The sequence below is a fragment of the Fructilactobacillus sp. X3R2C1 genome, from assembly GCF_059901235.1.
In genome coordinates this window covers 77,066-99,436 of the sequence record NZ_JBWXVA010000002.1, presented here as the reverse complement: position 1 = coordinate 99,436, position 22,371 = coordinate 77,066, and the positions used below count along the sequence as shown (strand labels likewise).

Sequence of the window (22,371 nt, the reverse complement as noted above, 5' to 3'; positions counted from 1 at the left end):
ATTAACCATTAAGAATCTCGTCTTCCTTTTTCGAGATAATGTCTTCCACTTCAGAAATTGACTTATCAGTGATTTTTTGAATTTTGTCCTCCAAATTATGAGACTCGTCATCCGTAAAATCACCATCTTTGTTACCACGTTTGGCAGCGTCCATGCCGTCACGACGAACATTTCTAACTGCTACTTTACTTTCTTCACCAGTTGCTTTAACTTTTTTCGCAATTTCTTTTCGACGATCTTCTGTCAACTGTGGGATCACAATTCGAATATTGTCACCATCGTTCATCGGATTAATTCCAAGGTCAGCCTCTAAAATACCATGCTCGATGTCCTTTAACGAACTCTTATCATAAGGTGTAATTAAAATTACACGCGGTTCTGGAATTGAGATTGAAGCTACCTGATTTAATGGCGTTGATGCCCCATAGTAGTTAACTCTAACCGGACTTAATAAACTAGCATTAGCACTACCAGCTCTGATGTTTCCAAGTTCCCGCTGTAAGGCTTCCTCTGCTTTCTTCATTTTTGACTTAGTTGTGTCAATAATTTCATTTGAACTAGGCATATTATTTTCCTTCCACGATTGTTCCAATTTTGTCACCTTGAACAACCTTCTTGATATTGCCAGGCTTATTTAAATTGAATACCACTAACGGAATATTATTATCCATCGAAAGTGAACTTGCAGTAGTATCCATAACATGTAAGCCTTTGTTAATGATATCCATTTGCGTTAATTTCTCATACTTTTTAGCATTGGGATCGGTTTTAGGATCAGCTGAGTAAATTCCGTCAACTCCGTTTTTTGCCATTAAAATGGCATCAGCGTCAATTTCAGCAGCACGGAGGACTGCCGTAGTATCAGTTGAAAAGTACGGATTACCAGTACCTCCAGAAAAAATCACAATTCGTCCCTTCTCTAAGTGGCGAACTGCTTTACGCCGAATGTAGGGTTCTGCAATTTGCTTCATTTCAATCGATGTTTGAAGCCTAGTCGGAACATCCACTGATTCAAGGTTATCCTGTAAGGCTAAACCGTTCATAATGGTCGAAAGCATCCCAATATAATCGGCTTGGGATCTTTCCATTCCCATTTCTTCACCAGCTTCACCACGCCACATGTTTCCACCACCGACAACGATGGCAATTTGAATCCCTAAGTTATAAACATCTCTAATTTCTTCAGCAATCGTCTTGATAACGGGGGGATTAATTCCAAATCCTTTATCACCAGCAAGAGCTTCACCGCTTAACTTTAAAACGATCCGTTTGTACTTTAAATCTGCCATCAGATTTCCTCCAACAATATAAATTAACTACGATAATTTTAGCATATATTAACGTATAACAACAGTGCCCTGAAGTTAGGTATACCAAAAAAGCCAGTGCATTTAACACTGACTTTTTGCTGAAATATTATTGATTCATTTGTTGTTTAACTTCATCAGCAAAACTTTGAGTATCTTGTTCAATACCTTCACCAACTTCATATCGAACAAAGCCTTTTAGTTTACCATTATTTGATTCAACATATTGTTGAACAGACATATCAGGATCCTTAACAAAAGGTTGATCAGCTAAACTAATTTGAGCTAAGAATTTCTTTAAACGCCCATCAACCATCTTTTCAACGATCTTTTCAGGTTTACCCTCACTTAGAGCTTCCTTTTTAAGAACTTCACGTTCATGCTGCAACCGATCTGAAGGAATTTCATCTTGAGTTAAGAATTCTGGGTTTTCAGCAGCAACATGCATGGCAACATCCTTAGCAGTATTGTCATCTCCACCTTGAAGTTCAACCAAAGCACCAATTTCTCCACCATTATGAAGATAAAAGCCAAAACTATCATCATCATTTTTATTAAAGGTCTTGAAACGACGCAATTTGATTTTTTCACCAGTAACTTGGGTGGTATTAATGATGGCATCTTCGACGGTCCCATCGTTTAATTCAAGTTTCATTGCTGCATCTAAATCTTTAGGCTGATTTAAAGCAATTGCATCAGCAACAGCATCAATCAAATCCTTAAAGTCATCATTGCTGGCAACAAAGTCCGTTTGCGAGTTAATTTCAACGATCGCAGCCTTGTTATCATGAACAGCAACTCGAGTGAGGCCACTGGCAGCCACCTTTCCACTCTTCTTTTCAGCCTTTGCAACCCCATTTTCTCTAAGAATATCAATGGCTTTCTTTTCATCACCATCGGCGGCAACTAAAGCCTTCTTAGCATCCATCATACCAGCACTAGTCTTGTCACGTAACTCTTTAACTTGTTTAGCAGTTACTTTTGCCATAATTGTGATCTCCTTTGTTTTAATAAAAAACTGACTTAAATTAGGCCAAAAGGGTCTAAACAAAAGTCAGCCTATCACTTTAATTATTTAGTTTCTTCGGATTTTTCATCTTTTTGGTCAGCATTTTTATCAAAATCTTTTTCGCTAACTTCATCTTCACCCTGTTTACCCTCAATAATAGCATCAGCCATTGTTGAAGTAATCAATCTGATGGCACGAATTGCATCATCATTAGAAGGAATAACATAATCAATTCCATCAGGATCAGTATTAGTATCTACCATTGCTACAACCGGAATATTAAGCTTTTGAGCTTCATGCAAAGCAATTTGTTCCTTATGTGGATCAACGATGAACATTACATCCGGAATCTTAGGCATATCTTCGATACCGCCTAAGAATCTTTCAAGTTTGTCGGTTTGCTTCTTAAGCAAAGCAACTTCCTTCTTCGGTAAACGTTCAAAAGTGCCATCTTGAGCCATCTTTTTAAGGTTCTTCAAGTACTTAATTCGTTTTTGAATCGTGTTCCAGTTGGTAAGAGTACCACCTAGCCAACGATGGTTAACGTAGTAAACACCAGCACGTTTTGCTTCTTCTTCAATTGAATCTTGAGCTTGTTTCTTAGTACCAACAAAAAGAATTACAGCATCATTTGCTGCTTCATCCTTCATAAAGTTGTAAGCACGGTCAATGCACTTAACCGTCTTTTGTAAATCGATGATATAAATACCATTACGTTCAGTAAAAATGTATTTCTTCATCTTAGGATTCCAACGACGAGTTTGGTGACCGAAATGAACACCAGCCTCAAGTAATTGTTTCATTGTAACTACAGCCATAATTAGCCTCCATATAAAAGTTTTTTCCTCCCTAGAATTATGCAAGGAACTCAAATGAGCACCGCCTTACAAAACCTTCTAGGTGTGTATTGGTAATTAACACCAAGGATTAGTATACAAAATATCAACGTAAATAACAATAATATTTTGAGATTTAATCAAATCTTGCGTATAATATTAAAAATGTGTTACGGTTCTATGTATCTGAGGAGGAGTTTAAATGATAAAAGCTGTCGTATTTGATGTCGACGACACATTGTATGATCAAAAGCGGGTTTCAGAAGAGGCCTTTTTTAAGACGTTCCCTAATCATCCAATTATTGACTCAGCTACTTCATTTAAAAATTTTCAAATTCAAAGTCCCTTAGTTTATTCCAATATAATGTCTGGAACTTACAAGCAAAATGAACTAGTTTATCAAAACATCAAAAATGGTGTTAATGATCTTGATCCGGATAAAGAAGAAATTAAACATTTTAAGAAAAACTATCTAACTTGTATTAAAGAAATTTCATCTTATCACGATCTTTTAAAGACAATCCAAATATTGTCAAATAATTTAAAAATTGGAATTATTGCTAACGGATCAAGTCAATTCTTAAATAACGAACTAAAGATCCTTGGATTAGATGATTACATTGATCCTAATTACATCATTGCTTCAGAGTCAGTTGGCATGTTAAAACCGGATCCTAAAATTTTTACCGTTATGAATCATAGATTAGATGTCCGCCCATCCGAAGTAGCTTACATTGGCGATTCATTTACTGGTGACATCATTTCAGCCAAGCGAGCAGGTTGGCATGCCTTTTGGTTCAATCACCGCAAAAGGTCTGTTCCAGAAACAAACTTCGTTCCTGACCAAACAGTAACTTCTCAAACTGAACTTTGTGATCTTTTAAAGGCTCTATCAAAATAAAAAGCGCACTTCATATGAAGTGCGCTTTTTATTTTGATTTCCTATTTAACTTCAACTGAGTTATCGGACTTACCGTTTTTAATCAATTGAACGTTTGAATCGAGTGCAATTTGAACCATGTTCTTAACCGCAGGCTTCGTGTAAAATGCAATGTGTGGAGTGATTAAAACATTATCCCGTTTCATCAAGTTCTTCAGTCTGTCATCTGGGATCTTATCAAAACTTCCAAAATCAACATTGAAAATACCCACTTCGTTTTCGTACACATCAAGAGCAGCTCCTGAGATCTTGCCACTGTCAAGGCCACGAATCAAAGCATCAGTATCAATTAAACTTCCACGGGCAGCATTGATAATTTTGATTCCATCTTTCATTTGCGCAATTGAATCATCATTAATCATATGATCATTTTCTTTTAATGCTGGGGCATGAAGAGTTATAATATCAGAATTTGCATACAATTCTTCAGGGGTATCAACGTAAATTCCCTCTTTTTTGAGCTCAGGGTTTGGATAAGGGTCATAAGCAATCACTTTGGCACCAAAACCTTGAAGGATTTTAACAACTTGGCGTCCGATTCTCCCAGTAGCATAGACACCAACGGTTTGCTTGTTCATTTCGTCAGCAATATCTGGAGCCCAGGTCATGTTACCATGGCGTTCCTTATCTTCAAACTTTTTAGTATGACGAAGTAACCGCATCATTTCTGTAACCGCTAATTCAGCAATAGCAGCTGGTGAATAAGCTGGAACGTTAGTGACATTAATGCCATCACGTTTAACAGCATCAGCATCAACATTATCCACCCCAACGTTTCGAAGTGAAAGTGATTTAATGCCAAAACTAGCTAATTTGTCTAAAATATCAGCAGTATAAGGCTTTTGCTGGTATGCAACCACACCATCAAATCCCTTTGCTTCGTCGACAGTGTCATTATCCAATAATTTTGATTCTGCTTTTACTTCAATGTCTGGATGAGCCTTATCCCATTGTTCTAAGTATGGTCGTTCATCGTCTCTAATTCCATATGCAATGATTTTCATAACTTAGTCCCCCTTTTCTTTTCACCATAATTATAACACCCAACCACTAATTACCCCAAAGAGTCGAGTCAATTCCATGGCTAATTAGAAAAAATTCTTTTTTTCTCCGAGTTTGATGCTTAAAAGCGTATTCTGCTTTCATGGCACTCCTTTTATCATTAAATTTTTCGTAGTACAGTAGCTTTAAAGGTCGCCTAGTTTTAGTATATTTGGCCCCTTTCCCAGCTTGATGAACCGCTAATCTACGATAAACGTCATCGGTAAACCCACCGTAAAACGTCCCGTCACAACAAAGTAAGACATACATATAGTAACTTTTACTTTCCATACAACATCTTTTTAACCTCTTTTGAATAACTACCATGGTCATAAACCGTAATAGGGTAATCGACTTTTAAACCAGCATTTTTTCCATCTTTAATTGCAGATACCAAAATCATGTTAGAATTCTTTCCCTCTTTAGGGTAAATAAATTGAATTTGCTTCATTGCTAGTCGAAAGTTAGTCATTAAGTTCATTAATTCATGTAGGCGATCAGGACGATAAACCATGTAAAGTTTCCCACCAGTTTTTAAAAGCTCACTACTAGTTTTAATAACGCTTTTCAAATTAGTTTTTACTTCGTGTCTTGCAATCGCTAAATATTCATTCGGATTTTTTTTACTAGTCGGAAGATTTGAAAAATACGGAGGGTTAACCGTAATAGTATCAACCTCATCTTTGCCAAAAATTGTGGTAGCATTAGCTAAATCATCATTATAAACGGATATCTGATCCTCTAAGCCGTTCAGTTGAACACTCCTAGTTGCCATATCACTTAGACGTGATTGAATCTCGACTTCGGCAATCTTACCATGTGTTTTTTTGCTTAAAAACAAACCAACGGCACCATTACCAGCACATAAATCAACCAAAAGACTATTCTTATTGATCTTAGGCTGAGCAAAATTAGCAAGCATTACGGCATCCAAAGAAAATGAAAACACACTTGGACTTTGAATGACTTTAATGTCCTGACTGTAGAGTTGGTCAATTCGTTCATCACCAATCAAGTTCACCTAGTTCACCACCATTTTTTAAATTTAACTTGTCACTTTTACCGTTAATAATATACTATTAAATTATACATCTTAAAAAAAGGAGCTTAAAATCTTTTGTGGTACTCGTTTTTATTTACAGTTGGCCAATTCATTTTAAGAATTATAAATGGACCAATGAATGTGATGCACAAGAATCGTATCCCAGACGGAAATTACGTGTTAATTGCTCCCCACCGGAGTTGGTTTGATATGATTCTAATTGCAACGGTAATTCGCCCTAAACAGTTGTGTTTCATGGCTAAAAAAGAACTATTCAAAAATCCAATGCTGGGATGGTTTTTGCGGCACGTCAACGTATTTTCGGTTGATCGTTCAAATCCAGGAATTTCAGCAATTAAAATTCCAGTTAGAACACTGAGAAAAACCAATCTATCACTCATGATGTTCCCGTCTGGTACTAGGCATTCCAAAAAACTCAAGGGCGGTGCAGCACTGATTGCCCAACTAGCTGGAGTGCCCCTGGTACCAGTTGTTTATCAGGGGCCATTGACCCTCAAAGAAGTTTTCAAACGCCAGAAAGTTTCAATTAACTTTGGTGATCCAATTTATATCAACAAAAAAGAAAGATTGGATGATAAGAATCAAAAATTAATTGAAAATCAAATGCAAGCCGCCTTTGACAAGCTCGATGATGAAATTAATCCCAACTACGTGTACATTGATGAATCAAAACCGCATAATAAAAAAACGTCGAAGTAATTCGACGTTTTTTTAATTTTGATGATGTTTCATTGCGTTCATCATTTGGTTAAGTTTCTTTTGTGATGGCTTTTGTCCCATCTGAAGCATCATCGCTTTAAGTTGTTCCTGGTTGATTGGTGGATTATCCTTCAAATACTTTTCCATGTACTTACGAGCACCGAAGAAGCCAATTAGTGCACCAGCTAGTAAAGCCAAAATCACTATTAAAATCCAGATCCATGTAGACAAATCATTGACCTCCCTTCAAGCCTTTTATTATTATTTTACACAATTAGCAAGGTTTTGAAAAGATTGGAATCAATCGTCTCGCAAATTTTTCTTTCGCTGAGATTCCTTGACTTTGTCTGAAGTAATTTCGTTCCCTTTTTTATCATAGACCTTAGTCATTTCAATCTGACTTTTAAAATTAGCCTTGAAACGATCTAAGTACTCTTTTCGTAACTTCTTCTGTTCTTCTTTTTCTTCTTCAGATAAACCTTCGTTTTTTGATTTTTTAGATAATTCGTTAATTCTTGGAATGAGTTTTTCTAATTCTTTATCTTCAGCCATGTTAACCTCTCCCTTCATCTGATATCATAATATCACGAAATAAAGCGTGAAAACAAGGATTTGTACACGAACAAACGTTTGCAAAATTCCGTTTTTGTGGTATTCTTATTTTAGCTAAAAACCAATTAGAAAGCACAGAGGTGCCTTATGTCGCAAGCATCACAAACAAAACAACATGATATTCTCGAATACATTTGGAAACAAGTTCGTGATCAAGGATACCCACCAACCGTTCGAGAAATCGGCGAACACGTTGGATTATCGTCAACTTCAACGGTCCATGGTCATCTCGCTCGTCTGGAAAAGAAGGGCTATATCATCAAGGATCCAACTAAACCGCGTGCCCTTGAAGTTACTTCTGATGGAATGAACTATCTTGGTGTTTCTCAAGAATCAAAGCCGGACGAGATGCCTTTACTTGGAACCGTTGCTGCCGGAGAACCAATTCTTGCGGTTCAAGACGCAACTGATTATTTCCCGATTCCAACCGAACTCCAACGAAGTTCTGATTCACTCTTCATGCTTACCATTAGTGGTACAAGTATGATCAATATCGGAATTTTAGACGGTGATCAGGTAATTGTAAAACGCCAAAATACCGCTGAAAATGGTGATATTGTTATCGCCATGAACGACGAAAACGAAGCCACCTGCAAACGATTCTTTAAAGAAAGTGACCATTTCAGACTCCAACCCGAAAATGATGACATGGCACCAATTATTTTAAAAAACGTAGTCATCTTAGGTAAAGTTGTCGGTTTATATCGAATCGGCATTAAATAAAAACCATTCACTTCAAAGTGAATGGTTTTTTTCTTGATTTAAATACTGACGTTTACCTTCTTTAACACCAGAAAAGACAAATTTAGCAGGATCATTACTTAGATCCAATTCATAATTATCATCCAAAAGACTAGGCAAACCATTGAATATTTGTTCATACTCTTCAATTGATAATTTCTTTCGACTGTCTAACAGCTCATTCATTAACTGTTTTCGCTTTTGATCTCTAAAGTTATCTTGTAATATTCCGGTATAAAACTCGCCCTGAGCCCCAGAACCATAACTAAACACGCCAACTTGGTCTCCTACCTTTAAATCTGAAGAATTATCCAGAAGTGAAAGAAGACTTAAATATAATGATCCAGTATACAAATTACCAACTCGTTTACTGTAAACCCTACTAGCCTCAAATTCTCTTAACAATTTCTCCTGTTCCCTAACTGAAATTTCAGGAAGAACTTGGCGTAATGCTTTTAACCCCATCTTAGTGTAAGGTAAATGAAAAACAATTGCCTTTAAATCATTAAAAGTAAGACCATGTCTTTTTAAATAATCATGAACGGTTTCATTAAAAAATTTTTCATAAATATCATTTGAGTAGTGTCCATCCACAAGGGCCTCAGTCTTTCCGATTGGCCGCCAAAAATCCATAATGTCTTGAGAATAAACACTACTATCATCGCTTATAGTCATAATACGTGGGTTACTCGACACCGTCATGGCAACTGCTCCACCACCTTGTGTAACCTCGCCAGCAGTTTGAACTCCGTATCTAGCAATATCAGATCCAACCACTAAAGCCTGCTTATCGGGATGCAAGTGAACATAGTCTTTAGCCATCTGTAATCCTGCAGTTGCTCCATAGCAGGCTTGTTTAATTTCAAATGCTCGTGCGTGTGAACTCAGTTTTAACAGGTTTTGAACATAAATTGCTCCCGACTTAGAGTTATCAATTCCACTTTCTGATCCAAAAATAATTAAATCAATCTTATCTCGATTTTCTTGACTTACAATTTGGTTCGAAGCATTGGCTGCCAACGTAACAGAATCTTGGGTGGAGGGAATGACAGCTTGTTGAGTTTGCCCGATCCCAATTAAATACTTGTTTGGATCTTCATCACGTGCTTTGGCTAAATCCACCATATCAATAAAATAAGATGGGGTATAAAAGCCAATTTTATCAATTCCAACTTTCACTAATACCACTCCATTTTCAATTTAATTTTCTAAACGTCACTCATGTTTAAAAATGATCAGTTATCTTACCAAAAAAGATGGTTAAAATTAATAAATCAGCTGAACCACCTAAGCTTAAATCTTGATTATCAAAGTTTTCACACATTTTTTCCAGTTGTTCTTTAATTAGAGCGGAATTAAAAGCTTCAGTGTTTAAAATTGAAGTAACCTGCCTGTGTACCTTTTCAACGATTTCAGGCGATCCAGCACGTTTAATCAAATTACTATCTTGACTATGAGCAACAATGTTAAGTAACGCCCGAAGAATCTTTTCATTTTTATTTCCATTAAAAGCGACCAAAGCTGGCAAGCCATGACCTGTCACAGTTTTGAATCCAGCCTCGGCTTCTCCACGAATTCCTGTCATCCCATATTCTAAAAATTGGTGCTCACCAGCGGTTAATTTGCTAGCAGATTTTCTTCTCACCTGCGAAAAGTCTGATTTAACGATTCCAGCAGTCATAGCTTTTTCTACATTAATTATATCTCCAAGTGTAAAGGAAGCTTTGGACTGAGAAAGATAGCCTAGTGCTGCAACAATAATTCCCATTACGAAGATTGCACCCTTATGGGTATTGACACCGTTAGTCTCCCTAAACATGTTTTTTTCAGCTTTAATTCCATCAGGTCGAATCAACTTCAATAATTGACTTAAGTCATCACTTAAAAAATTTTGTCCTCGTAAAAAAGCGGTTTCAAAATAAGGACGCATTGTAATAATGCTGTCAATGAACGTAAAGACATCCATATCAGGATGAGATTTATGAGAAACTGGATCAACCAATCCTGGTTTTGGATTAGAAACAACTTCATCTAACATTGATTCCATCACAGCGTTAACGGTTTTATTTTTTTGACAAATTTTAACTTTCCAATCCATTACCGCATTATTCATATCCGACATTCCTAAAATATATCTCGCTAATTTTTCGTTGCAAATCAGACACGGAATGAGTACGATTCCTAGCGCATTCTTTAGCATTTCGATCACAAATCAGACATCTTCTGGGTCTCATTTTGACATCAGTCCGGGAGTAATGAGAATGATTATGATCCATTACGTCAATATCAAACAAACGTCCTAAACGATCATGATCTTCAAAATGAATTGCTCGTTTCTTCAAAACAAGCCCATCACCATCAACCACCAAAAACCGTTCTTTTCCCGCATCAGTGTTCCACCCCATTTTATCGATAATTTTCATATTGTACAACTGCGTTTTAAAGAATCGCTTATAGCCAACATCAAATAAGTTCATGATTTGTGGGTTGTTCTTGATGGGACCCGGAATATTTAACTTGATTGACACAATCGTATCCCTTGGATACTGCTCCTTTAATTGAGCCTGTATGTGTGCCCGTCTGTCTTTGTTAGCAAGTACAGCTGGGATCCCCTGCACTTTCCCAGTTAAAAAAATATTATCTTCCAACTTATCAAACTCCTTAAAAAAACGGCTCCATCTGCCTTACAGATAGCACCGTCTTTAAAATTAATCTTTTACTTGTCGAATTGAATCAATGATCGTTCCATCCCGATACTCAACCAATCCAACCGTCTTATCAGTATACTTCAGTGGTTCTTCTTTGCCGACGATCTTTTCAGCTTTTTCAGCTAATTCTTGGATGCTGTATACATGCAAACTCGGAACATCCTTAAATTGCTTAATCAGGTCTGGACGATTAGGATTAACGGCGATTCCAAATTCGGTTACTAAGACATCAATCGATTGCCCTGGAGTAACAGCTGTACTAATATGATCTACCACCGTTGGAATGCGACCTCGTACCAGTGGAGCACAGATGATTGTCATCTTAGATGTAGCAGCATCCTGATGTCCACCAACCGCTCCTCTAATTACGCCATCAGAACCAGTTAACACATTAACGTTAAAATCAGTATCAATTTCCAAGGCACTTAAGACCGCAATGTCTAACTGAGCGACCATTGATCCTTTATTATCAGGATCAGCATACCATGACGCATCAATTTCCTGTTGGTTTTTGTTGTTCTTCATTGAATCAGCAGCGGCTTTATCAAAGTCTTGAACATCCATTAACTTATCAACTAATCCCTCTTCAAGCAAATCAACCATTGGTTTAGTAATTCCACCCAAACCAAACGAGGCATGAAGATGATTATCAAGCATTGCTTGTCTTAAGTAACGAGTAACGGCAAGGGCAGCTCCACCAGAGCCAGTCTGAAATGAGAAGCCATCTTTAAAGTACGGTGAATTAACAATTACTTGATTGACCGCTCTAGCAATGGTCAAATCTTTTGGATCCTTAGTGAAACGAGTAGCGCCAGAGCCAATTTTATTAGGATCACCAACTTTATCCACCTTAACGACATAATCGACTTGTGTTTGTCGAATTGAGGCAGGGGTGTTGGGATAGTCCACCACATTATCAGTTAATAAAACGACTTTATTAGCATAAGCTGCGTCCATTAACGCATACCCTAGTGAACCAAATGCGGCTGGACCTTCCATCCCGTTAGCATTACCACAACAGTCAGAATTAGGAACCCCTAAAAAGGCAACATCGATTTTGATATCACCGTTTTCAATGGCACGAGCACGGCCTCCATGGGATCTGAAAATCACTGGATTTTTAAGAATTCCATGAGAAACTTCGTCACCCAATGAACCACGCATTCCGGATGTGGTGATGTTAGTAACGGTTCCATTCTTGATGGCTTTAATTGCCATATCATTCATTACGCCGGTCAGTGAAGAAGGTGCTAAAGTTAGATCTTTAATTCCAAGGTCCATGATCGCCTTCATCACAAGATTAAAGATGTAATCACCATTACGTAAATGGTGATGAAATGAGATGGTCATCCCATCCCTCACGTTATCTTTAACAACCTGCTTTAAATCATCCTTTAATTTATCATGTCCATCTTGAACCTGGACTTTAGGAGCCGTTCTTTGAAAGACCGGGTTACCAATCTTAGTAGTTTCAAATGGTTTAAAGTGCAGTTCATTCATTAATTTATCGGGTAAATTACGACCTAATTTATTTTCCAATGTAATGACCCTCCTTATCAATCAAGCCAGAAGCTTTAGCTAGTTTCATAACTCTCTCAGCTCTAAGTGCAACTGGTCTATCAACCATCTGTCCGTTCATTGAGATAACTCCTGAGCCAGCTTTTCTTGCTTTTTCAATCGCAGCAAGTACATTTTCAGCATTCTTAATTTCATCTTCACTTGGGGCATAAACTTGGTTTACCAAAGGAATTTGGCGTGGATTAATAACTGATTTTCCGTCGTAACCCAACTCATGAATATACTCGGTTTCTGCCAAGAATCCCTTCACATTATCAACATCGGTGTAAACCGTATCAAAAGCGGCGATACCAGCTGCTCTAGCAGCATTTAAAATCATATTTCTGGCAAACTGTAGTTCCAAGCCATTTGGATAACGGTGTGTTTTTAAATCCGTTGTGTAATCTTCCGCCGATAAAGCAATCCCAATCATGCGATCAGAGGCTTTAGCAATCTCAAGTACATTCATGACACCTTCAGCGCTCTCAATTGCGGCCATTAAATGAGTGGTTCCAACTGGAATGTTGAACTCCTTTTCAGCGTCAACAACTAGACTCTCCATCTCTTCAACCATTGCCGCACTTTCAGTTTTAGGAATTCTAATAACATCGATGCCAGCCTTAACCATCATTTTGACGTCAGCTTCAAAGAAGTCAGTGTCGAGTCCATTAGTTCTAACAACTAATTCTGCATCACCATAATCAACCGTTTTTAAAGCCTCATAAACTAAGTTTCTTGCAGAATCTTTTTCCGCTAACGAAACTGAGTCTTCAAGATCAAACATGATTGAATCGGCGCCATAGATCCCAGCATCTTTGATCATCCCTGGATTGTTACCTGGAACAAACATCATCGTTCTTCTGAGTCGTTCACCATTTTCAGCCATTATAGTGCCTCCCATGCTGGTTGTTCGCTGTCGCCCATGGCCCGTTGAATTGCGGTAATCGTTCGAGCTTTAATTACGCAATCTAAAGCTCCCTGGTCAACTGCCTTAATATTGACATTATCTAATTCAAATTTGTTAACAACTTCCTTAATGGTAGCAATAATATCATCACCAAACCGTTTCTTAACATCAGATTCAAGATTAATTTGGATTCCGTTAGTACCCTTACTGACTGTGATCTGAATGTCAGAAGATTCCAGCGTTCCATCCATTGCCGTTTTATTAATTCCCATTGATCTTCATTCCCTTCTTAATTCTTTCCTGTAACGAATCCATATGTTTGGTAATAAACTCGTAAGTTGTTTTTGGGACAATCCCTTTAATTGATGTTAACTCACCATTCTTAATGGCCATCCGAACCGTTCGGGCCGAAATCACTTTTCCGGCTTCATCCTGATCTCGTTTAATAACTTTAACTTTGACTTCAGGCGGGAGAACCTTTTCTAAAATTTGATTATAGATTGAGGTCGTTTTGGAATTTGGCTCCGTTCCAAGAAACCGAACGTTAATGCCAAGATCTTTGGCAATCCAATCTTTAAAGATTAATGCATCAATGGTTGTCTGATACCGCACCTTATCTGCTTGCGCACCCAAAAAATACGAAGGAAAAGTGGCATAACTTACTAAGTAATCGCCACCCGGAACAACCATCACATTCTTTAAGTCAGAAACGCCCTCTTGAACAAGTTTTAATCGTTCTTGTGACGTAAACAGTGATTTATCAGTACTTACAACAAATACGTAAACGTTATCACTAACTTCTGACGCTTTTTCAACCAAATATCTATGACCATCGGTAAAAGGATTAGCATTCATGACAATCCCGGCATTATTATCAGCTTTATTAACTTTAGGCAGACTTTTAAGATAATCAGTAATACTATAATCACCGGTCTCTAAAAAGGCCGCATCATCACTTTGAACGAGTTCCTTAAACCCAACGTGTTCGAAACTTTCCGCATACATTGGCTTTGTAAAGACAAAGACATGAAAGACTCCACGTTGTCCCAAACTTGTTAAAAGATTCGAAATTACCTTGTTAAAATAAACCCCATTTTCAGTGTACTTATGACAAACACCAATGTACTTCAAAATGTTTCCAGAATATGAACCAGTACCAACTAATTTATTCCCATCAAAAAGTCCAACGGTATAATCTAAGGGATCAACCTCATCACCAGAAAAATTGGCGATGCCAAGTGATTTCAAAAAATCTCTCCACTGATTAAATTGGTCAGGAACCTCTAAATTAATTTCTCTAGTCTCAATATTCATATCCTCAATAATCTCCCGTTTCTACTAACCCATGATTAACATAATAATCGGAATTACGATGATAAAGAGGACTGAGGTAGATACAACCACGTTTGTAGCAAACTTAACGTCACCATGATAAGTTTGTGCCAAAATTGGCAGAACTGCAAGTGAAGGCGTAGCAGCTTGAACAATCAAAGTCTTGGAGAAGGTCGGAACCATTGATGCTCCGAGCTTGAACCCAACAAAAATAATTGCAGCCATGACTAATGGTGAAATCACGAAACGGCCTGCTAAAGTCAAAATGACATCTTTATCAAAATGCATGTTTCTAAGACCAAATGATCTCAACATAATTCCAATATAGATTAATGCAAGTGGAGTAACCAGTGCCCCCAAATCAGTTAAGGTTGTTTGGACAAAATTAACCAATAAATGTTCCTGAAGCCATGGAATATACAAAAATGGAATGGCAACAATGAATCCCCATAATGGAGCCGGAATCAAATGGTGCCAATCAAATTTAGCTTTGGAACCATCTTTAGCTGTTGGATCGTCTGCAGCAATTACCCAAACACCTAAAGTCCAAATAATGATCGTATTTACAATATAGTAAACAAGTAAATAAGGGACTGATATCTCACCAAATAAGGCAACGTTTAAGGGCATTCCAATAAAAACGGTATTAGCACCGTTAATACCGGTCATCATCAGTCCTCTTCGACCCTTTTTAACTCTAAATAACTTAACTTCAATCCATGAAATAACGTAGCCTAAAAGGATAGCAAGGACAACATAGATTAATCCAGTTGACAAATTAGCTAGTTGTTCTGGATGAAAATATTTAAGCATCGCCACAAAAATAGAACATGGCAAAGCAACTTTCATAATAATCTTTGAGATTGAACCGGAAAATGATTCTTTAAACCACCCGAGTCCTTGTGTTACATAACCAACTGCAATCATAATTACAATCGCTAGCACACTCTGGATTGATGTAATAAATATTGCCATAATTGCACCTCTTATCCTTTTTCACTATATTTTATAATTGAATTTGTGACTGTTTTAACAACATTTTCATCAAAAACCCCAGGGACAATTTTATCTGGAGTAGGATCAGGAATCATGCTGGCTAACGCGTCAGCAACGACTTCCTCAATTTGGTATGTAACCTTTTTGATTCCACTCTTTAAAAGTCCTTTGAACAGACCTGGGAAAACCAAAATATTATTAACTTGGTTTGGATACTTACTAGATCCAGTCGCAATCACTTTAGCACCACCAGCTTTAGCGTCTTGTGGAAGAATTTCCGGAACTGGATTAGCAAGCGCAAAGACGATCGGATCCTTTGCCATTCTTTTAACTTGACTAGTGCTTAAAACATTAGCATCTGACAGACCGATAAAAACATCCTGATCATCAATTACATCATCCAGAGTTTGTCCTTCTTTTCCGTTCAAGGATTGGGCAAGTCCAGTTTGATATGAGTTATAGTTCTCACTATCTGGCTTAACCACGCCATCGATATCAACCAAAGTAATATTTTTAATGCCAACATGCTCCAACAACGAGGCAGTAGCGACACCAGATGCTCCAACCCCATTGACGACGATCTTTAAATCTTTCAACTCTTTACCAACTACTTTACTAGCGTTGATTAATCCGGCCAAAACTACAATAGCAGTTCCCTCTTGGTCGTCATGATAGACCGGAATATCTAATGTTTTACTCAAGATATCCTCTAACTCAAAGCATTTTGGTGCCGCAATGTCCTCCAAATGGATCCCAGCAAAGGTATCTTGAATACTTTTAATGTGAGTGGCCATTTTATTGGCATCTTCTTGCTCAATGGCAACTGGTAACGCATTAACATTTGCCAAGTCTTTATATAACAAAGCCTTCCCTTCAACAACCGGAAGCCCTGCAGCCGGTCCGATGTTACCTAATCCTAGAACTGCTGAACCATCAGTAACAACAGCAAGCAACTTTCCACTCATTGTGTACTTGTCCTTTAAACTAGGGTCTTTTTCAATGGCCTTGGAAATCTTAGCAACACCAGGTGTGTAAGCTTCACTAAGTTCTTCACGGTTTTTTACAGGAAATTCTGATTCCATTTCTAGCATTCCCGTGTGCTTTTCATGAATGGAATAAATATTATCAGCCACGTAAACCCCTCCAATTGTTTTTATTTTCACGCAGACACGATTGCTCATATCCGCTTACATTGTGATTATATTAACCAAAGTGCGTAAAGTCAACCAAGTTAACACTCTTTAACAAACCCAAATAAAAAACGACCTCATTAAAGTGAGACCGCTATTAAAGGGTTAAGTCTAATAATTCACACGATGATATTTCTTACCATTGTGATTTATTATATTATTTTCACAAACTTCAACAAAATATCGTTAAACACATCTGGCTGTTCAGCCATAATAATATGCCCCGCATCTTCAACAATCTGATAATGACCATTATGAGCCATCCCAGCTGCAACTTTTGCAAAGTGATAATCAAAAAATGGTGATTTTCTTCCCGCTATAATCATCAATGGAACCTTCAAATCACTCAAAATGTCACGCCAATCTTGAAAAGCATGATCCACTAACAACGAATAGTTTAAGTCGGCGTCATATGGATACTTCTGTTTTAACGATTGAATCTTACTATATAAAAGATCATTAATTTTACTATAAGTCGAACGTCCAAATGGCTGCTTCAAAAATTCAGGAAAATTACTCCAGTCTAAAGCCTTAAATCCGTATGGCCATGACCGATCCGCAATCATCTTAGGACTCTGATCAACGTCTACAATGGCCTTAATTCCCTTATCAGTAAACAAAGAAACGTACGCAAACATGGTTGCTGCTCCCATTGAATTCCCAAGCAAGATTGGTTCTTTTAATTTTAGTTTATTCTGAATCTCATATAAATCCATCGCATGGCGCGACATTCGTTCATCCTTACTAGTACGCTCAGACATCCCCTGATTTCTAGCATCCACGTTAATAACCCTAAAACCGCTTTCGACTAATTTTTGGACAGTAAGGGTCCAAATCTCTTTATAGCCCCCAATTCCGGTAAGAATCATCACGGGTTGATTGCTTTTATTTCCCTCATCATCATAGTCTAATTCCACATTATCAGAAGTATAAAATTTCATTATTGCTTCACCATTTTCTTTAAGATTTATTTTATATGTTAGCACTTCTCTTACTACTAGATTCATACCAATACCAAAAATTAATTGGTAGTATAATAACTACGAAAGAAGGGATGATATGAAACGGATTACTTTAACATTTCCAGCACCTGGAAATTCAGATACTAAAACCATTAAAGTTAACGATGACAATCAGTACGTCATGAAATTAACTACCTTAGATAATCTGGCTCCAGATGGCCATTCACTTGAAATTGAATTTCTTCCTAAGACCAGTGAAGATTTTCCAGAACGAGGTACTACCATTTATCTAAATGGTTTTGATAAAACGTTCAAATTGTCAAATGGTGATATTCTAGTAGCAAAAAGTATGTAATAAAAAGGGTCTGTTGATTAAGTCAACGGACCCTTTGGTTTTATTTGTGATCTAACTTATCTTGTGCTTTTTGAGCTGCGACGTTCATGATATTCCATGGACGGTCAAAACCTGGTTGGAAGAAGAAGTCAGCATATGCCAAGTCATCAACGGTCATGTGTTGTTGAATTGCTAATGAAATGGTATTGATATTAGCAGTTACATCTCGTTTCGACATGATTTGAGCACCCTCAACTTCACGAGTCTTGGGATCAAAAGTTAACTTGAAGTAGACTTCTGCATTCAACTTATCATCATGAACAAACGGAGGAACCGCAGTGTCAACAACAAAGACAGATTCAACGTCAACGCCAGCTTTTTCAGCAGTAACGTCCTTAAATCCAGTTGAGGCAAACTTGTAATCAAAAACATGAAGTGCTGATGAACCAGAAACTTCAGTAGTCTTACGCTTCTCATCGTTCAGGTTCATGGCAGCTGAGCGACCTTGACGTCTAGCGTTAGAAGCTAAAGCAATGATTTGCTTCTTGCCAGTGGGTGCGAAAGTAACCTCGGTAGAATCACCAACGGCAAAAATATCAGGTTGATTGGTTCTTTGATATTCATCGGTCTTGATCATGCCCTTTTCGTCAAGATCAACTTTACCCTTAAGCCAATCGGTAGCAGGACGAATTCCGGCAGTTTCAATCACTAGATCAGCATCCCATTGGTCACCATTAGTTGAAATAACTGAAGAAACGTTTTCATCATCATCACCAACGTATTCTTTAACACTTTGGTTCAATGACAATTTTACGCCATTCTTTTTAAGCTCAGCTTCAAGAATTTTAGTAAACTCTGGATCCAAGTAAGTAGGAAGAATGGTTTTACCAGTATCAACCAAGGTAACGTGCTTGCCAGCTTTAGCGAATGATTCAGCTGCTTCAATCCCAATGTATCCACAACCAACAACCGTGACGTTGTTGATACCTGGAGTAACTTCAGCTTCCTTCAATTTAATGGCCCAATCACGTCCACGCATTGCGTAGATATTACCTAATTCCTTCCCTGGAACTGGAAGTTGGAATGGATTAGCACCAACACTTAAAATTAATTTATCATATTTTTCAGTGCTCTCTTTACCATCGTTAACGTTTAAAGCGGTTAATGTGTGAGCTTCAGGATCAATATCAGTGATTTCAGTATTAATGTGGACATTTACACCTAATTTTTCCATGCCTTCTGGAGTTGCATAACTTACAGAGTTAACATCTTTTACGACGTTTTGAAGATATAATTCAATTCCACAAGATAGAAAAGATACAAAGTCTCCCTTTTCGTACCATTCGATGTCAGCATCAGGAAAATCCTTTAAAACTCCTCTGACAGCTTCGAATCCACCATGAGATGATCCAATTACAGCTACTTTCATATCTGCTTCCTCCTTCAATTTTTAAATTGTCGTTCTCTATGAACATTTTTATAGTACCACGCAATTACCTAATGAGACTACAAAATGTTCAATATTTAATAAATTATTTGCACACAATTTGATTGAACTACCCATAAGTTAAGCAATTAATAACCGATAAGATAAGTTACTAATAGTATCCATAGTCATCATCTTTTGGTATCATGACGTATAAATTATTAAGGGATGAATTAAAATGAAAAAAATTTATTTTTTGTGTACGGGAAACTCGTGCCGAAGCCAAATGGCGGAAGGATTTGCCAAAAAATATTTCCCGCAAAACTGGCAAATAAAAAGTGCGGGAGTAAAAACTCATGGTTTAAATCCAGTTGCGGTTAAGGTGATGAAAGAACGTGGAATTGATATTTCTCACAACACATCCAAGCTAATTGATAAAAGTTATTTAGTTAAGTGTGATTTAATCGTTACGCTTTGCGGAGACGCTAAAGATAAGTGTCCAGTTACCCCACAATCGGTTGCAAAAATTCACTGGCCACTTAAAGATCCTGCACAATTTAAGGGATCCAAATCAGAAGTAATTGAAACTTTTAGAAACGTCCGCAATCAGATTGACCAATTAGTAAACCAATTGTCAGTTGATGAGACCAAATAAACTAATTACACGACAAAGACCTAGATCAACTACTGCAACTGATCTAGGCCTTATTAAATCTTACGATCACTACACATACTAATACTAATTACAAACGTGAAAACAAGTAGTATTAATACATTTAGTTTATCTTACTGCTCTTTTATCACATGGATAACAAATGAAGATTACGAAACTTTGATATCTAGGTACTTAAAAATTTGCTTTCTAATTCTTTGAGATTTAGGACTCATCTCACCATGAATTGCCCGATTTAATTCAACTGGTGAGACATCAACAATTTTTGACATATCAACTTGAGTCAAGTCCTTGTTAATTAAAGCAACTTTGATCTTTTTAAATACTCTTTGAGCATTACGTTCCAATTCAACGTTAGCCATTATTGATCCCTCCTTTCACAATTTATTAATTAAGTTATTGACTATGTCTATCCTTTGGAATAAAATGTAAATATGATGAAAATAATGGACTGTATTTAAACTATTTTCTTCGTGGGAACTAGTTTAGATACTTTTAACCATTGATATTATTCTGGACTGACTGATCAATTACTTAACTAAATTAATTATCAATCATATAAAATAAAATGTCAATGATTTTCTCTATTATTTGAAATAACTTTTTTAACCACCAATTTCAGAAAAGGAGAAACAATTTTGACAACAATTGAACGAATAAAGAGACTTTCAAGAATGCGTGGATGGTCACTTCAGTTAGTGGCCCAGAAGGCTGGGATTGGGATTAACAATATTTATACTTGGAACAAGAAAACTCCTAGTACAAAAAGCCTTGGAAAAGTCGCCAAAGTACTTGGAGTGTCGATCGATTACCTATTAGGAAATACTAATCAACTTAACTATCACAATGATAGTACAAGTGCTAAATCAAAAACTAATGAGACAATTGATCTTCCTCTCATTGGCAGCATTGCTTGCGGAAAACCAATCTTTGCTGAACAGAACGTTACCGCGTACTTTCCAACTTTAAAAGAAGGACTGCCAAGTGGTGAGAATTTCTGGTTAAAATGTGACGGAGACTCAATGGCTCCTACCATTCAAAACGGATCGTACGTTTTAATCCATTATCAACCAGAGGTGGAGAATGGTGAAATTGCCGCTGTCCTATTAAACGATAACGAAGAAGCTACTCTTAAAAGGATTAGTACTCAAAAAGACCAAACCGTCTTAGTTCCTGATAATAAGGAGTACCCACCGATTATCTTGAATAAAGATAATCCAGGCAAAATCATTGGAAAAGCAATCCGAATGCAATCTGAATTATAAAAGCTCAATAACACAAAAAGACTATCAAAACTTGTAATTTTGGTAGTCTTTTTGTTTTGTAATACTACTTATAAAGGCGAGTACAGGATTTGAACCTGCGCGCCGGCTATAAACCGGTTCGCCGGATTTCGAGTCCGGTGCATTACCACTCTGCCAACTCGCCAAAATTAACACCACTTAAGTATAATCATAAAAGAACCGATAATCAACTTGAGAAGTGTTTTTAATTTAAAACTTAATCATATTTAATCAGACTGAGAATATCATAGTCTTTAATCTTATCGCGACCCTTTAAGTCCATTAATTCGACAATAAAAGCCGTTCCAACTACTACTCCACCAAGATCTTTGACTAACTCAATGGTAGCTTCAATGGTACCACCTGTAGCTAGCAAATCATCAGTCACAAGAACTCTCTGACCTGGTTTAATCGCATCATCATGCAAATAAAGCGATGACTGACCGTATTCCAAGCCATATGTAGCTTTGACAGTTTTACCAGGTAACTTCCCTTTTTTTCTTGCAGGAGCAAATCCAATTCCAAGTTCATATGCAACGGGACATCCAACAATAAAGCCACGCGCTTCGGGACCAACAATCATATCAATGTTCTTACCCTTGGCATAGTTAACAATTTCGTCAGTAGCTTGACGATATGCTTCGCCACTTTCTAGTAATGGAGAAATATCTCGAAAAGTTACACCTGGCTCTGGAAAATTAGGATAACTTGCTACATAATCCTTTAAATTAAGGACCATAAAAAATACTTCCTTT

28 protein-coding genes and 1 tRNA gene are annotated in these 22,371 nt (G+C 37.2%); 6 read left to right on the top strand and 23 right to left on the bottom strand.

The genetic code is table 11. The features are described from left to right. Position 1: 1 nt before the first annotated feature. The 4 genes from frr to rpsB form a co-directional block, all read right to left on the bottom strand. Complete coding sequence (gene frr, locus AC6UDB_RS02575; protein ID WP_500693850.1) at positions 2 to 565, bottom strand: ribosome recycling factor; 564 nt, start codon at positions 563 to 565, stop codon at positions 2 to 4. Position 566: 1 nt separating this feature from the next. Continuing rightward, positions 567 to 1,289: a UMP kinase gene (gene pyrH / locus AC6UDB_RS02570; protein WP_500695573.1), complete on the bottom strand. Its 723-nt coding sequence runs from the start codon at positions 1,287 to 1,289 to the stop codon at positions 567 to 569. A 127-nt stretch (positions 1,290 to 1,416) separates the two neighbouring features. Further along, on the bottom strand, positions 1,417 to 2,298 hold the full coding sequence (gene tsf / locus AC6UDB_RS02565; protein ID WP_500693962.1) for a translation elongation factor Ts: 882 nt from the start codon (positions 2,296 to 2,298) through the stop codon (positions 1,417 to 1,419). Between the two features lie 80 nt (positions 2,299 to 2,378). Next, entirely contained in the window at positions 2,379 to 3,134 is a 756-nt protein-coding gene (rpsB, locus tag AC6UDB_RS02560) for a 30S ribosomal protein S2 (protein ID WP_500709076.1), read from the bottom strand. Between the two features lie 220 nt (positions 3,135 to 3,354). Between rpsB and AC6UDB_RS02555 the strand changes: the two genes are divergently transcribed. Next, entirely contained in the window at positions 3,355 to 4,053 is a 699-nt protein-coding gene (locus tag AC6UDB_RS02555) for an HAD family hydrolase (protein WP_500709075.1), read from the top strand. 41 nt (positions 4,054 to 4,094) lie between these two features. Here the strand turns inward: AC6UDB_RS02555 and AC6UDB_RS02550 are convergent, their stop codons facing one another. From AC6UDB_RS02550 to AC6UDB_RS02540, 3 genes are read right to left on the bottom strand one after another with little or no spacing between them, the layout of a single operon-like run. Next, complete coding sequence (locus tag AC6UDB_RS02550; RefSeq protein WP_500693854.1) at positions 4,095 to 5,096, bottom strand: D-2-hydroxyacid dehydrogenase; 1,002 nt, start codon at positions 5,094 to 5,096, stop codon at positions 4,095 to 4,097. 46 nt (positions 5,097 to 5,142) lie between these two features. Then, the gene (locus AC6UDB_RS02545; protein ID WP_500693855.1) at positions 5,143 to 5,424 is read right to left on the bottom strand and encodes a GIY-YIG nuclease family protein; all 282 of its coding nucleotides are present in this window, start codon (positions 5,422 to 5,424) and stop codon (positions 5,143 to 5,145) included. Further along, on the bottom strand, positions 5,414 to 6,154 hold the full coding sequence (locus AC6UDB_RS02540; protein WP_500693856.1) for a tRNA1(Val) (adenine(37)-N6)-methyltransferase: 741 nt from the start codon (positions 6,152 to 6,154) through the stop codon (positions 5,414 to 5,416). Before AC6UDB_RS02540 ends, AC6UDB_RS02545 begins: the two co-directional genes overlap by 11 nt. 96 nt (positions 6,155 to 6,250) lie before the next feature. Between AC6UDB_RS02540 and AC6UDB_RS02535 the strand changes: the two genes are divergently transcribed. Next, positions 6,251 to 6,895 carry a lysophospholipid acyltransferase family protein gene (locus AC6UDB_RS02535; RefSeq protein WP_500693857.1) on the top strand — a complete coding sequence of 215 codons (645 nt, stop codon included), beginning with the start codon at positions 6,251 to 6,253 and terminating at the stop codon, positions 6,893 to 6,895. Between the two features lie 12 nt (positions 6,896 to 6,907). On the opposite strand, the gene AC6UDB_RS02530 is transcribed toward AC6UDB_RS02535, so the two are convergent. Both AC6UDB_RS02530 and AC6UDB_RS02525 read right to left on the bottom strand, forming a co-directional pair. Next, on the bottom strand, positions 6,908 to 7,126 hold the full coding sequence (locus AC6UDB_RS02530) for a YneF family protein (protein ID WP_500693858.1): 219 nt from the start codon (positions 7,124 to 7,126) through the stop codon (positions 6,908 to 6,910). Positions 7,127 to 7,195: 69 nt separating this feature from the next. Then, on the bottom strand, positions 7,196 to 7,447 hold the full coding sequence (locus AC6UDB_RS02525) for a DUF896 domain-containing protein (RefSeq protein ID WP_500693859.1): 252 nt from the start codon (positions 7,445 to 7,447) through the stop codon (positions 7,196 to 7,198). A gap of 147 nt (positions 7,448 to 7,594) precedes the next feature. On the opposite strand from AC6UDB_RS02525, the gene lexA reads away from it, so the two are divergent. Further along, positions 7,595 to 8,230, top strand: a complete 636-nt coding sequence (gene lexA / locus AC6UDB_RS02520; protein WP_500693860.1) for a transcriptional repressor LexA — start codon at positions 7,595 to 7,597, stop codon at positions 8,228 to 8,230. A gap of 12 nt (positions 8,231 to 8,242) precedes the next feature. On the opposite strand, the gene AC6UDB_RS02515 is transcribed toward lexA, so the two are convergent. From AC6UDB_RS02515 to AC6UDB_RS02470, 10 genes are all read right to left on the bottom strand, one after another. Then, the gene (locus tag AC6UDB_RS02515) at positions 8,243 to 9,427 is read right to left on the bottom strand and encodes a hydroxymethylglutaryl-CoA synthase (protein ID WP_500695571.1); all 1,185 of its coding nucleotides are present in this window, start codon (positions 9,425 to 9,427) and stop codon (positions 8,243 to 8,245) included. Positions 9,428 to 9,473: 46 nt separating this feature from the next. Next, positions 9,474 to 10,361, bottom strand: coding sequence for a triphosphoribosyl-dephospho-CoA synthase CitG (citG, locus tag AC6UDB_RS02510; protein ID WP_500695570.1), 888 nt, complete (start codon positions 10,359 to 10,361; stop codon positions 9,474 to 9,476). Further along, positions 10,354 to 10,896 carry a citrate lyase holo-[acyl-carrier protein] synthase gene (gene citX / locus AC6UDB_RS02505; RefSeq protein ID WP_500693863.1) on the bottom strand — a complete coding sequence of 181 codons (543 nt, stop codon included), beginning with the start codon at positions 10,894 to 10,896 and terminating at the stop codon, positions 10,354 to 10,356. The genes citG and citX overlap by 8 nt, the downstream gene beginning before the upstream one ends. Positions 10,897 to 10,956: 60 nt before the next feature. Further along, positions 10,957 to 12,456 (bottom strand): citrate lyase subunit alpha, encoded by a 1,500-nt coding sequence (gene citF, locus AC6UDB_RS02500; protein WP_500707165.1) that lies wholly within the window; start codon positions 12,454 to 12,456, stop codon positions 10,957 to 10,959. 28 nt (positions 12,457 to 12,484) lie between these two features. After that, the gene (citE, locus tag AC6UDB_RS02495; protein ID WP_500699429.1) at positions 12,485 to 13,399 is read right to left on the bottom strand and encodes a citrate (pro-3S)-lyase subunit beta; all 915 of its coding nucleotides are present in this window, start codon (positions 13,397 to 13,399) and stop codon (positions 12,485 to 12,487) included. After that, positions 13,399 to 13,692, bottom strand: a complete 294-nt coding sequence (gene citD / locus AC6UDB_RS02490) for a citrate lyase acyl carrier protein (protein ID WP_500693865.1) — start codon at positions 13,690 to 13,692, stop codon at positions 13,399 to 13,401. Before citD ends, citE begins: the two co-directional genes overlap by 1 nt. Next, a complete protein-coding gene (gene citC, locus AC6UDB_RS02485) occupies positions 13,682 to 14,734 on the bottom strand; it encodes a [citrate (pro-3S)-lyase] ligase (RefSeq protein WP_500693866.1) in 1,053 nt (350 codons plus the stop codon). The genes citD and citC overlap by 11 nt, the downstream gene beginning before the upstream one ends. Positions 14,735 to 14,758: 24 nt before the next feature. Then, positions 14,759 to 15,727, bottom strand: a complete 969-nt coding sequence (locus tag AC6UDB_RS02480) for an AEC family transporter (protein ID WP_500693867.1) — start codon at positions 15,725 to 15,727, stop codon at positions 14,759 to 14,761. An 11-nt stretch (positions 15,728 to 15,738) separates the two neighbouring features. Further along, complete coding sequence (locus AC6UDB_RS02475; RefSeq protein ID WP_500709074.1) at positions 15,739 to 16,929, bottom strand: NAD(P)-dependent malic enzyme; 1,191 nt, start codon at positions 16,927 to 16,929, stop codon at positions 15,739 to 15,741. Positions 16,930 to 17,090: 161 nt separating this feature from the next. Further along, a complete protein-coding gene (locus AC6UDB_RS02470; RefSeq protein WP_500709073.1) occupies positions 17,091 to 17,879 on the bottom strand; it encodes an alpha/beta fold hydrolase in 789 nt (262 codons plus the stop codon). A 118-nt stretch (positions 17,880 to 17,997) separates the two neighbouring features. Between AC6UDB_RS02470 and AC6UDB_RS02465 the strand changes: the two genes are divergently transcribed. After that, positions 17,998 to 18,255 carry a hypothetical protein gene (locus AC6UDB_RS02465; protein WP_500693870.1) on the top strand — a complete coding sequence of 86 codons (258 nt, stop codon included), beginning with the start codon at positions 17,998 to 18,000 and terminating at the stop codon, positions 18,253 to 18,255. 40 nt (positions 18,256 to 18,295) lie between these two features. Here AC6UDB_RS02465 and AC6UDB_RS02460 read toward each other — a convergent pair whose 3' ends face one another. Beyond that, a complete protein-coding gene (locus AC6UDB_RS02460; protein ID WP_500693871.1) occupies positions 18,296 to 19,663 on the bottom strand; it encodes an FAD-dependent oxidoreductase in 1,368 nt (455 codons plus the stop codon). A 235-nt stretch (positions 19,664 to 19,898) separates the two neighbouring features. Between AC6UDB_RS02460 and arsC the strand changes: the two genes are divergently transcribed. Next, a complete protein-coding gene (gene arsC, locus AC6UDB_RS02455) occupies positions 19,899 to 20,315 on the top strand; it encodes an arsenate reductase (thioredoxin) (protein WP_500709071.1) in 417 nt (138 codons plus the stop codon). A 167-nt stretch (positions 20,316 to 20,482) separates the two neighbouring features. Here arsC and AC6UDB_RS02450 read toward each other — a convergent pair whose 3' ends face one another. After that, entirely contained in the window at positions 20,483 to 20,695 is a 213-nt protein-coding gene (locus AC6UDB_RS02450) for a helix-turn-helix domain-containing protein (protein ID WP_500693872.1), read from the bottom strand. A 276-nt stretch (positions 20,696 to 20,971) separates the two neighbouring features. Here AC6UDB_RS02450 and AC6UDB_RS02445 point away from each other — a divergent pair, with 276 nt between their 5' ends. After that, on the top strand, positions 20,972 to 21,598 hold the full coding sequence (locus AC6UDB_RS02445) for a helix-turn-helix domain-containing protein (RefSeq protein WP_500709069.1): 627 nt from the start codon (positions 20,972 to 20,974) through the stop codon (positions 21,596 to 21,598). A 74-nt stretch (positions 21,599 to 21,672) separates the two neighbouring features. Here AC6UDB_RS02445 and AC6UDB_RS02440 read toward each other — a convergent pair. Together AC6UDB_RS02440 and AC6UDB_RS02435 are read right to left on the bottom strand one after the other, a co-directional pair. Beyond that, positions 21,673 to 21,761, bottom strand: a tRNA-Ser gene (locus tag AC6UDB_RS02440). Between the two features lie 72 nt (positions 21,762 to 21,833). Then, positions 21,834 to 22,355 carry an adenine phosphoribosyltransferase gene (locus tag AC6UDB_RS02435; protein WP_500695562.1) on the bottom strand — a complete coding sequence of 174 codons (522 nt, stop codon included), beginning with the start codon at positions 22,353 to 22,355 and terminating at the stop codon, positions 21,834 to 21,836. Positions 22,356 to 22,371 lie beyond the last annotated feature (16 nt).